The organism is Thiohalocapsa sp. ML1 (assembly GCF_001469165.1).
In the GTDB taxonomy this organism is placed as follows: Bacteria; Pseudomonadota; Gammaproteobacteria; order Chromatiales; family Chromatiaceae; genus Thiohalocapsa.
In genome coordinates, this window is sequence record NZ_JABX01000015.1 from 117,604 (window position 1) to 128,287 (window position 10,684).

Genomic DNA, 10,684 nt, shown 5'->3' on the forward strand with positions numbered 1-10,684 from the left:
GCCCACAGCGCGCCGACTGTAACGCGATCGATCGGGGTTGTCTCAAGCCCCACCGCAGCCGTACTCGTTGTCTTTGTCGAGCTCAGCCCGTTTTGCGCATACGACATTACCGCGACGCTCTTGTTCAAGTTGCTGCAACGCCGGGGGCAGAAGCGCCGACGCCGACCGGGTCGAGCCAGATCAGCGTTGCCATGCGCCCGGTGCGCCCATCGCGGCGGTAGGAGTAGAAGCGGGCCGGATCGCTTAGGGTGCAGAGATCGCCGCCGAACACCGCCGTGATGCCGAGCGCCGCGAGCCTGGTGCGCGCTAGCGCGTACAGGTCCGCAAACCAGCGGTCGCCGGTACCGGCGCGAAAGGCTGCCGCCGCCGCCGGATCAGCGGCGACGAAGGCCGCGCGCACCTCCGGGCCCACCTCGAACCGCTCCGGGCCGATGGCGGGGCCGAGCCAGGCCATGAGTGCAGCCGGCGCTGCGCCGAGCCGGGCCACGGTGGCCTCGATGACGCCGGCGTGCAGGCCGCGCCAGCCGGCGTGCGCGGCGGCGCAGACGCTGCCCGCGCGGTCGCACAGCAGCACCGGCAGGCAGTCCGCGGTGAGCACGGCGCAGACCTGGCCGGGCAAGCGGCTCAGCGACGCGTCCGCCACCGGGGGGTCCGGCGACGGCGCCGCCGCGGTCACGGCGTCGCAGCCGTGCACCTGGTTGAGCCATCGCGGCTCCGCGGGCAGCGCGAGCGCCGCACGGAGCCGCGCGCGGTTCACCGCCACCGCGGCCGGATCATCGCCGACGTGGTGGGCGAGATTGAGCGCCGCGTAGGGGCCGGCGCTGACGCCGCCGTGGCGCGTGCTGGTGCAGGCCCGCACCCAGGCCGGCGCCGGCCAGTCGGGCAGGATCACCTCGATGCTCATGCCACCGCCTCCAGTTCTGCCAGGAGCGTCGCGAGGTCTGCAGCCAGCGGCACCTCGAAGGCTAGCGCCGCCCCCGTGCGCGGATGCACAAGCCCGAGCTTGAGCGCATGCAGGGCCTGGCGCGGAAACGCCGCCACCGACGCGGCGGCGGCACCGCCCGGCGCACCAGGGAGCGCGCTCGTGACACGCCCAGAGCCGTACACGGGATCGCCCACCAGCGGATGGCCGATGTGCGCCAAGTGCACGCGAATCTGGTGCGTGCGCCCCGTGTGCAAGCGCACGCCGAGCCAAGTTATGCCGGGGTAGCGCGCGAGCACCCGATAGTCGCTGCGCGCGGGCTTGCCGCTCGCCACCACGGCCATCGCGGTGCGGCGCACCGGGTGGCGGCCGATGGGAGCGTCCACACTGCCGCCCGCGACGACCTCGCCCCGCACCAGCGCACGATACTCGCGGCTCACGGTGCGCGCCGCGAGCTGCGCCACCAGCGACTTGTGCGCACCGGGCGTGCGGGCGACGACCAGGAGCCCGCTCGTGTCCTTGTCCAGCCGGTGCACGATGCCGCAGCGCGGCAGGCTCGCAAGCCCGGGGTCGAGGTGCAGGAGCCCGTTCAGCAGCGTGCCGGACCAGTTGCCGGCGGCGGGGTGCACGACCAGGCCCGCGGGCTTGTCGATGACGAGCAGGTCGGCGTCGGCGTAGACCACGGCGAGCGGGATGGGCTCCGCCGCGAAGGCCGCCGCCTCCGGCAGGCTAGCGCGGATCTGCACCCGCTCCCCGCCGAAGACGCGGGTGCGCGGCTTCACGGGCCGGGCGTCGAGCCGGACCTCGCCGGCGTCGATCCAGCCTTGGATCCGGCTGCGGGAGAACGCCGGCAGCAGGGCGGCCAGGGCCTGATCCAGACGCTGCCCGGCGGCATCGGGCGCGATGACGAGATCCTGCTGCACAAGACCATCGCCCGCTGTGGGCTCGGCGTCGGCGTCGGCGTCGGCGTCGGCGTCGGCGTCGGCGTCGGCGTCGAAGCATCCTGTGTCGGTCATCAAAGATTCGCTACAATGCCGGGCTGTTTAGACATTTTTTCCACGCGGACCTCGATGCGCAGAGCCATTCTCATTTTCTTGCTCGCCATCGGTCTGTCCGGCTGCGGCATCATCGGCAAGGATTTCGATGAGACCGAAGGATGGACCGCCGCGGAGCTTTACAACAAGGCTGCCCGCGAGATGGACGGCAACAACTACAGCCGCGCCATCGAGCTTTATCGCAAGCTCGAGACCCGCTACCCGTTCGGGCGCTACGCCATGCAGGGCCAGCTCGACGTCGCCTACGCCTACTACAAGTCCGAGCAGCCCGAGGAGGCCATCGCCGCCGCGGACCGCTTCATCAAGCTCTACCCGCAAAACCCCTACGTCGACTACGCCTACTATCTGAAGGGCATCGTCAGTTACAACCGCAGCGTCGGCTTTATCGACCGCTTCATCCCCACCGACCAGTCGCAGCGCGACCCGGGCTCGGCGCTCGACGCCTTCGAGGACTTCGGCGAGTTGGTACGGCGCTTCCCCGACAGCAGATACGCCGCCGATGCGCGCCAGCGCATGCTCTATCTGCGCAGCAACCTCGCGAAGAACGAGGTGCACGTCGCCCGCTACTACATGAAGCGCGGCGCCTACCTCGCGGCGGCGAATCGGGCGCAGTACGTGATCGAGCGCTTCCAGCGGACCTCTGCGGTGGAAGAGGCGCTGGAGGTGATGATCGACGCCTACGACCGCTTGGGCAAGGAGCAGCTCGCCGCCGACGCGCGGCGCGTGCTAGAGCTGAACCGCCGCGAGGGACGCTTCATCGACGACACGCCGGCACCGGAGGAGATCAGCCTCGGCCGGCGGATCTGGGAGTATCTGAGCCTGGACGAGAACTGATCGGGCAGTCGCGCGGGCACGCCGTCGCGAGCCGCCGGTGCGGCAGCCCGGGCGGCCGGGCTTCAAACCGCGGCTTCGTTCTCTTCGCCGGTGCGAATGCGCACGACGCGCTCAATGGTGCTGATGAAGATCTTGCCGTCGCCGATCTTGCCGGTGCGCGCGGCCTTGGTCACCGCCTCGACGCAGGTATCCAGGTCCTTGTCGGCGACCACGAGCTCGATCTTCACCTTCGGCAGGAAGTCGACCACGTACTCGGCGCCTCGGTACAGCTCCGTGTGCCCCTTCTGCCGACCGAAACCCTTGACCTCAATGGCGGTCATGCCGGTGATGCCCGCCTGGGACAGGGCCTCCCGCACATCGTCGAGCTTAAACGGCTTGATGATCGCTTCGACCTTCTTCATCGGGTTCTCCGCTGGGGAATGGCATGCAATGCGCCGCAGTATAAGAGCCCGCGGGCGTGTAGAACAGACAGGCATCTGCAAGTAACGTTCGGGCGACGCGCATCCGCATCAACGGGCGCCGTGCGTCACGGCCGTGTGAAGGCTCAGGCGCCGAGCAGCTCCGCCAGCCGTGCACCCATGTCGGCCGGGGAGCGCACCGTCGCCACCCCGGCTGCATCGAGCGCCCGATACTTGCCCTCGGCCGTGCCAGCCCCGCCGCTCACGATGGCGCCGGCGTGGCCCATGCGCTTGCCGGCCGGGGCGGTGACACCTGCAATGTACGCGACAACCGGCTTCGAGGTGCGCGCGGCGATGTGTGCAGCGGCGCGCTCTTCCGCGTCGCCGCCGATCTCACCCACCAGCAGCACGGCCTCGGTCTGCGGGTCTGCATCGAACAGGTCCAGGCAATCGATGAAGCCGAGGCCGTGGATCGGGTCGCCGCCGATGCCGATGCAGGTACTCTGGCCAAGGCCGGCCGCGGTGGTCTGGTGCACGGCCTCGTAGGTCAGGGTGCCGGAGCGCGACACGATGCCGACCCGTCCCGGGCGGTGGATCGCACCGGGCATGATGCCGATCTTGCAGGCCCCCGGCGTAATGATGCCGGGACAGTTCGGGCCGATCAGCACGCTGTTGCCGTGCGCGAGCGCGGCGCGCACGCGCAGCATGTCCAGCACCGGCACGCCCTCGGTGATGCAGACGATGACGCGGATGCCGGCGTCCGCCGCCTCCATGATCGCGTCCGCGGCGAAGGGCGCCGGCACGTAGATCATGGTCGCGTCCGCGCCCGTGGCATGCACGGCAGCGTGCACCGTATCGAACACGGGCCGATCGAGATGGCGCTGGCCGCCCTTGCCCGGCGTGACCCCGCCCACCAGGCGGGTACCATAGGCGATGGCCTGCTCGCTGTGGAAGGTGCCCTGCTTGCCGGTGAATCCTTGACAGATCACGCGAGTCCGGTCGTCGATGAGTACGCTCATGTGGTGGCCCCCGGGCCCGAGTCAGCGCCGCGCGGCGGCGACGGCCCGCGCCGCCGCGTCGCCCAGGCTGGTTGCAGTTTCAAGCGCGAGGCCGCTGTCGGCGAGTAGGGCGAGCCCCTCCGCGGCCCGGGTGCCCTCCAGGCGCACCACCAACGGCACGTCGAGCGCGACCTCCCGGGCGGCGGCGAGAATGCCCTCGGCGATGAGATCGCAGCGCACGATGCCGCCAAAGATGTTGACCAGCACCGCCCGCACGTTGCCGTCGCTCAGGATCAGCTTGAAGGCCTCGGCGACCCGCTCCGCACTGGTGCCGCCGCCGACGTCGAGAAAGTTGGCCGGCGCCCCGCCTTGGAGCTTGACGAGATCCAGGGTCGCCATTGCGAGCCCGGCCCCGTTCACCATACAGCCGATGTCGCCGTTCAGCGCGATGTAGTTGAGCTGGTGCGCCGCGGCGGCGAGCTCGCGGGGGTCCTCCTGGGTCGGGTCGCGCTGCTCGCCGAGGTCCGGGTGCCGGTACAGCGCGTTGTCATCGAGGTTCACCTTCGCGTCCAGTGCCAGCAAGTGGCCGTCGGCGGTAATCACCAGGGGGTTGATCTCCACCAGGCTCGCGTCGACCGCCACCAGCAGTTCCACCACGCCCGCCAGCAGTGGCCCCAGCTCCGCCACCTGCGCCTTGTCGAGCCCGAGCCAGAAACCGATCCGGCGGGCCTGCCAGGGCATGAGCCCGATGACGGGCTCAACGTGGGTCACCAGCAGCCTTTCCGGGGTCGCGGCAGCGACGGTCTCGATGTCCATGCCCCCGGCGGCCGAGGCCATCAGCGCGATGCGGCCCACCGTGCGATCCACCAGCGCCGCCAGGTAGAGCTCGCGCGCGATGGGCGTCGCGGACTCCACCAGGAGCTGCGACACCGGCAGGCCGGAGGCGACACTCTGGTGCGTCGTCAACCGTCCGCCGAGCAACGCCTCGGCCGCGGCGGCGACCTCATCTACGCCCTTGCAACGGCGGATGCCGCCGGCCTTGCCGCGCCCGCCGGCATGCACCTGGGCCTTAACCACCCAGGTATCGCCGCCGAGGGTACGTGCGGCATCCACCGCGGCGGCGGTGGTCATGGCGACCTGCCCCGACGGGATCGGTATCCGGTAGCGCTCGAACAGGGCCTTGGCCTGGTACTCGTGCAGATTCATGGTGTAGCGTCGCTCGCGCAGGCAGAACCCGTTGGGGGAGCGCCGAGACAGTAGGTGCTTCCCGCCGGGCAGGAAGACCGGCCGCCTTCATGGCCCTCAGGCGTTGATATGAAGCAACCCGCAGGCCGTCCTGCGAGCTGCATGCTGATGATTGGCCAGGATTTGGCTACAGGTCTCAGCAACAGGTCACCGCGCCGCGAAAACTACTGGGGGCGCGCGCACAGGATGGGTATTCTGTGCCAACCTCGCCAAACTCGCAAAGGAGTCGGTGTTGCAGCAGAGCGGTTCTATCGGCGATGCCGGACAGGAGGAAGACCAAGCGGTCGTCGATCCGCCGCCGGCGCGCGCCTTCCGCGTCGACAGTGCGCTCACCTGGCTCTTCCTTTACCGGCTGGTGCTGGCGGCACTGCTGGTGCTGCTGTTCAGCTTTCCCGCGGACACGCCCTGGCTGGGCGACGTCGAAGACAAGGAGACCGCGCGGACACTGATCGCGCTGCAGGGCTTGAGCATCCTCGTCGGTGGGCTCCTGATCCCGGCCCGCTGGCCGACCCGCGCGCAGCAGATCCAGCTCGCGGTGTTCCTGGACATTGCCGTCTATACACTGCTGATGCACGTCGCCGGCGGCGTGGCGAGCGGCCTTGGCCTGTTGCCCGCCATCGCCGTGGCGGTCGGCGCCACCTTGATGGAGGGCCGGCTGGCGCTGTTGTTCGCATCCCTGGCGACGCTTGCGGTCATCACCCAGCAGGTCTACTCGGAGCTCTATCTCGGCACCCAGGCGGGCACCTATACGCAGGCCGGGCTGCTGGGGCTCACCTACTTCGCCGTCGCCTTGCTCGCACACGTGATGACCCGCCGACTGCGCGAGACCGAGCGCATCGCCGCCCGCCGCAAGGTGGACATCGCCGACCTGTCCCAGCTCAACGAGTATGTGATCCAGCGCATGACCATGGGCGTCGTCGCCATCGACGGCGAGCGCAAGATCCTGCTGCTCAACAATGCGGCGCGGCGGCTGCTCGGCGCCCCCGACGCGCGGCCCGGCGACAGCCTGTTCCGGCTCTCGCCGCCACTGCGGGAGTGGTTCCTGCGCCGGCTGCGCATCGGGCTCGGCGCGTCCGTAGACGACGCCGAGCTGGTGCAGCTCGGCGACGCCGAGGTGCAGCCGAGCCTGATGCTGCTCGGCGACGGGCGCAGCAACGGTGCGCTGATTTATCTGCGCGACCGCCGCGAGCTGCTGCGCCAGGCGCAAGACGTGAAGCTCGCGGCCCTGGGGCGCCTCACCGCCAGCATCGCGCACAACATCCGCAACCCCTTGTCGTCCGTGCGGCACGCGGCACAGTTGCTGGCCGAGTCCGATGCCATCGACGCGGCCGATGCCAACCTACTCGCCATCCTGCAGCGCAACGTGCTGCGCATCGACGAGACGGTCACCAGCATCCTGGAACTGTCGCGACGACACGCGGCGGAACGCACCGACATCGACCTGGCGCAGTGGCTCGCCGGCTTTGCAGACGAGTACCGCGGCAACCATCCGGCCGAGGCGCCGCGCCTGCACACCGAGATCCCGACAGCGCGCCTGCCGCTGTGCGTGGACACCCGCCACCTGGGCCAGATCCTGCGCAACCTCTGCGACAACGCCTTCAAGCACGGCGCGCGCGACGGCGGCACGCCCGTGGTCCTGCTGCGGGCGACCTATGCCCCCAACCTCGGCAGCGTGCTGCTGGAGGTGATCGATACGGGCCCCGGCATCCCGGATGCCGACCGCAAACAGGTGTTCGAGCCCTTCTTCACGACGTCGCCAAGTGGCACAGGTCTCGGTTTGTACATTGCGCAGGAGCTGAGCGAGGCGAACGGCATCCGCTTGGAGTATATTCCCCCAGAGCCGATGGAAGGGCGCTTCCGATTGACATTCGGGCCAACTTCGGTCGAGCCCTGGGGAGTCGCCTGATACTCTCATCGGGAGCAAACGGACAGCCGTCAAGGCGCGGACGGCCCGGGTCCGCACGCCTGGAGCCGACGCGCTTGCAACGCATTTCCAACGCTCTCCTGCGGCGCGCCTCAGGCAGGCCACGCGCATCGCGTGGCCCGGCCGAGCCGCCGCGCCCCGGAGCATCGCCTACAGACGCCATGACCCGAGCCACCGCGCTGATCGTCGACGACGAGCCCGATATCCTGGAGCTGGTCAGCATCACCTGCGCCCGACTCGGCGTCGTTGCGGCCACCGCCGGCAACCTGGCGGAGGCGCGCGCACTGCTCGCCCAGCGCAGCTTCGATCTCTGCCTCACCGACATGCGCCTGCCGGACGGCGACGGCATCGCCCTCGTCCGGCTCATCGCCGAGCAGCATCCGGACACGCCGGTGGCCATGATCACCGCCTTCGGCAACATGGAAACCGCCGTCACCGCGATGAAGGCAGGCGCCTTCGACTTCGTCCCCAAGCCGCTGGACCTGCAGGTGCTGCGCGACCTCATCGGCGCCGCGTTGAAGCTGCGCGAGCCGGCCGCCGGCGCCCCGACCGGCACCAAGGCCAGCAGCGACGGCAGTGACTGCGGCCTGCTCGGCACCTCGGCGCAGATGCGCGAGATTCGCGGACTCATCGCCAAGCTCGCACGCAACCAGGCGCCGGTGTTCATCAGCGGCGAGAGCGGCACCGGCAAGGAGCTCGCCGCACGGCTCGTGCACAGCATGGGACCGCGGGCCGATGCCGCCTTCATGCCGGTGAACTGCGGCGCAATCCCCGGCGAGCTGGTGGAGAGCGAGCTGTTCGGCCATCGCAAAGGCAGCTTCACCGGCGCCGTCGCGGACAAGCAGGGGCTGTTTCAGGCCGCCCACGGCGGCACCCTGTTCCTGGACGAGATCGCCGACCTGCCCCTACCGATGCAGGTGAAGCTCCTGCGCGCCATCCAGCAGAAGAGCGTGCGTCCGGTGGGCGCCGAGCAGGAGGTCCCGGTGGACGTGCGCATCATCAGCGCGAGCCATCACGACCTGAAGCAGGCGGTGGAGCGCGGCGCCTTTCGCCAGGATCTCTTCTACCGCATCAACGTCATCGAGCTGTACATTCCGCCGCTGCGCGAGCGCAGCGAAGACATCGACGTGCTCGTCGAGCACAAGCTCACCCGCACCGCCGCGCAGACCGGCGGCGCGCGCCAGCAACTGTCCGACGCGGCCCGGCGCGCGCTGCACAACTACGCCTTCCCGGGCAACGTGCGCGAGCTCGAGAACGTATTGGAGCGCGCGACGGCGCTATCCGACGCCCCGCTGCTGGACGTTTCCGACCTGCGCCTGCCGCAGCCCAGCGCCCAGAGCAACGGCAACGGCAACGGTGCCGCGGAGCCTCCTGCAGTCGCCGCCGCGCTCGTCGCCGCAGGCCCGCCTGCCACCGCGACCGCGGCGGGTCCGGCCGACATCGACATCGGCGAGCGCCCGCTGGAAGCGGCGCTGGACGAAATCGAGAAAACCGCCATACTCAAGGCTCTGGACAGCACCCACTGGAACCGCACCGCCGCGGCCAAGCTGCTCGGCATGACCCCGCGCTCGCTGCGCTACCGCCTGGGTAAGCTCGGGCTCGACTGAGCACCGATCGCGCCCCCCGGCTCCGCCGCGCCGGCCCCAGCCGTCGCCTTCGCTGCCACTCCCCGCCGTGCCAACGCCCATCATCGCCGCCGCCACCGACCCCTTCGCGCACTGGTTCCGCCAGTGCACGCCGTACATCCACGCGCACCGCGGGCGCACCTTCGTCATCGCCTTCGGCGGCGAGGCGCTGGACGACCCGGCGCTGCCGGCGCTGGTGCACGACATCGCGCTACTGCACGGGCTCGGCGTCCGGCTGGTGCTGGTGCATGGCGCACGCCCGCAGATCGAGCGCCGGCTCGCCGAACGCGGCGCGGAGCTGCGCTACGTCGGCGAACTGCGCATCACCGACGACGCGGCGCTCGCCTGCGTCAAGGACGCCGCCGGCAGCGCCCGTGTCGAGCTGGAGGCGCTGCTGTCCATGGGCCTTGCGAACTCGCCAATGGCGGGTGTGCGCATCCCCGTGGCCTCCGGCAACTTCGTCATCGCCCGGCCCATCGGCGTGCTCGACGGCGTCGACTATCTGCACACCGGCAAGGTGCGGCGCATCGACCGCCAGGCGCTCGGCGCCGCACTCGACGCCGGCGCCGTGGCGCTGATACCGCCCATCGGCTACTCGCCGACGGGCGAGGTCTTCAACCTGTCCGCCGCCGACGTGGCGCGCGCCGCCGCCGTCGCACTCGCCGCGGACAAGCTCATTTTCCTGGTGGAGGGCGACGGCGTCTGGGACAGCGCGGAGCCCGCCGTCAGCCTGCTCGCGGCCGAGATCGACGCCTTGCTCGAGCACCCGCCGGAACCGCCGGAGGACCTGGCCCAGGCGCTGCGTGCCGGCGCCGATGCGTGCCGCAGCGGCATCCGGCGCGTGCACGTGATACCGCGCCGGCAGGACGGCGCGCTGCTGCGCGAGCTCTTCACCCGCGACGGCGCCGGCACCATGATCACGGACCGGCCCTACGAGGAGCTCCGCCCCGCACGCATCGACGACATCCCCGGCATCCGCGCGCTGCTGGCGCCGCTGGAGCAGGCCGGCGTGCTGGTGCCCCGTCCGCGCGAGGATCTGGAGCCCGTCATCGACCGCTTCTGGATCAGCGAGCGCGACGGCACCGTCATCTCCTGCGCCGCACTCTATTGCTGGCCGGAGCAAGGCATCGGCGAGCTCGCCTGCGTCGCCGTGCACCCGGACTACCGCACCCGCGGCCGCGGCGACCGGCTGCTCGCCCGCATGGAGGCCATCGCGCGCGAGCGCGGCCTCACGCGGCTCTTCGTGCTCACCACCCAGAGCGCGCACTGGTTCCGCGAGCGCGGCTTCGAGCCCGCCGGCCTGGACGCCCTGCCCCACAGCCGACGCGCCGCATACAACGCGCAGCGCAACTCGCAGGTGTACTTGAAGCAGCTAAGCACCGGGGTCTAGACGCGGACGGGGAAGGGGCGAGGGCCGAGGGCCGAGGGCAAAGGAAGCCCGCCCACGCCCGCCCACGCCATGCGCGAATACCGACCCCCGCGTCAGGGTCGAGTCAGTGCTCAAAAACGGTACAGTGTCACGGCCCGGGTCTCGCCGGCGGGCGGAGCCGACGCTGCCGCGGCGACCTGCCCCGCCTGCTGTGCGGTCCCTGCGTTGCTGCTAGTGCACCAGTATGAAAATCCTGAGACCGTTTCGAGGTAAGTTGGCTATCATTCTGATCTCGTGAAATTTCGATGATCAAA

The 10,684-nt window shown here is 70.2% G+C and carries 9 protein-coding genes; 4 read left to right on the forward strand and 5 right to left on the reverse strand.

What is annotated here, in order from left to right; translation table 11 throughout:
- Positions 1 to 124 precede the first annotated feature (124 nt).
- Together pgeF and rluD are read right to left on the reverse strand one after the other, a co-directional pair.
- Positions 125 to 904 carry a peptidoglycan editing factor PgeF gene (gene pgeF, locus ML01_RS11760; protein WP_058555584.1) on the reverse strand — a complete coding sequence of 260 codons (780 nt, stop codon included), beginning with the start codon at positions 902 to 904 and terminating at the stop codon, positions 125 to 127.
- Positions 901 to 1,938 (reverse strand): 23S rRNA pseudouridine(1911/1915/1917) synthase RluD, encoded by a 1,038-nt coding sequence (gene rluD / locus ML01_RS11765; protein ID WP_082674197.1) that lies wholly within the window; start codon positions 1,936 to 1,938, stop codon positions 901 to 903. The genes pgeF and rluD overlap by 4 nt, the downstream gene beginning before the upstream one ends.
- A gap of 54 nt (positions 1,939 to 1,992) precedes the next feature.
- Between rluD and ML01_RS11770 the strand changes: the two genes are divergently transcribed.
- Entirely contained in the window at positions 1,993 to 2,811 is an 819-nt protein-coding gene (locus tag ML01_RS11770; protein ID WP_058555585.1) for an outer membrane protein assembly factor BamD, read from the forward strand.
- 62 nt (positions 2,812 to 2,873) lie between these two features.
- Here the strand turns inward: ML01_RS11770 and ML01_RS11775 are convergent, their stop codons facing one another.
- From ML01_RS11775 to sucC, 3 genes are all read right to left on the reverse strand, one after another.
- The gene (locus ML01_RS11775; protein ID WP_058555586.1) at positions 2,874 to 3,212 is read right to left on the reverse strand and encodes a P-II family nitrogen regulator; all 339 of its coding nucleotides are present in this window, start codon (positions 3,210 to 3,212) and stop codon (positions 2,874 to 2,876) included.
- A gap of 143 nt (positions 3,213 to 3,355) precedes the next feature.
- Entirely contained in the window at positions 3,356 to 4,228 is an 873-nt protein-coding gene (gene sucD, locus ML01_RS11780) for a succinate--CoA ligase subunit alpha (RefSeq protein ID WP_058555587.1), read from the reverse strand.
- 21 nt (positions 4,229 to 4,249) lie between these two features.
- A complete protein-coding gene (gene sucC, locus ML01_RS11785) occupies positions 4,250 to 5,413 on the reverse strand; it encodes an ADP-forming succinate--CoA ligase subunit beta (RefSeq protein WP_058555588.1) in 1,164 nt (387 codons plus the stop codon).
- A gap of 271 nt (positions 5,414 to 5,684) precedes the next feature.
- On the opposite strand from sucC, the gene ML01_RS11790 reads away from it, so the two are divergent.
- The 3 genes from ML01_RS11790 (at position 5,685) to argA (ending at position 10,391) form a co-directional block, all read left to right on the forward strand.
- Positions 5,685 to 7,358, forward strand: a complete 1,674-nt coding sequence (locus ML01_RS11790) for a PAS domain-containing sensor histidine kinase (RefSeq protein WP_058555589.1) — start codon at positions 5,685 to 5,687, stop codon at positions 7,356 to 7,358.
- Between the two features lie 179 nt (positions 7,359 to 7,537).
- On the forward strand, positions 7,538 to 8,983 hold the full coding sequence (locus tag ML01_RS11795; RefSeq protein WP_058555590.1) for a sigma-54 dependent transcriptional regulator: 1,446 nt from the start codon (positions 7,538 to 7,540) through the stop codon (positions 8,981 to 8,983).
- Between the two features lie 67 nt (positions 8,984 to 9,050).
- Positions 9,051 to 10,391 carry an amino-acid N-acetyltransferase gene (gene argA, locus ML01_RS11800; protein WP_254045227.1) on the forward strand — a complete coding sequence of 447 codons (1,341 nt, stop codon included), beginning with the start codon at positions 9,051 to 9,053 and terminating at the stop codon, positions 10,389 to 10,391.
- Positions 10,392 to 10,684: the final 293 nt, after the last annotated feature.

Coding starts and splice junctions, on each gene's coding strand:
- sucC (WP_058555588.1), bottom strand. CDS start 5,413: ATGAATCTGCACGAGTACCAGGCCAAGGCCCTGTTCGAGCGCTACCGG.
- ML01_RS11770 (WP_058555585.1), top strand. CDS start 1,993: ATGCGCAGAGCCATTCTCATTTTCTTGCTCGCCATCGGTCTGTCCGGC.
- pgeF (WP_058555584.1), bottom strand. CDS start 904: ATGAGCATCGAGGTGATCCTGCCCGACTGGCCGGCGCCGGCCTGGGTG.
- ML01_RS11775 (WP_058555586.1), bottom strand. CDS start 3,212: ATGAAGAAGGTCGAAGCGATCATCAAGCCGTTTAAGCTCGACGATGTG.
- sucD (WP_058555587.1), bottom strand. CDS start 4,228: ATGAGCGTACTCATCGACGACCGGACTCGCGTGATCTGTCAAGGATTC.
- ML01_RS11795 (WP_058555590.1), top strand. CDS start 7,538: ATGACCCGAGCCACCGCGCTGATCGTCGACGACGAGCCCGATATCCTG.
- rluD (WP_082674197.1), bottom strand. CDS start 1,938: ATGACCGACACAGGATGCTTCGACGCCGACGCCGACGCCGACGCCGAC.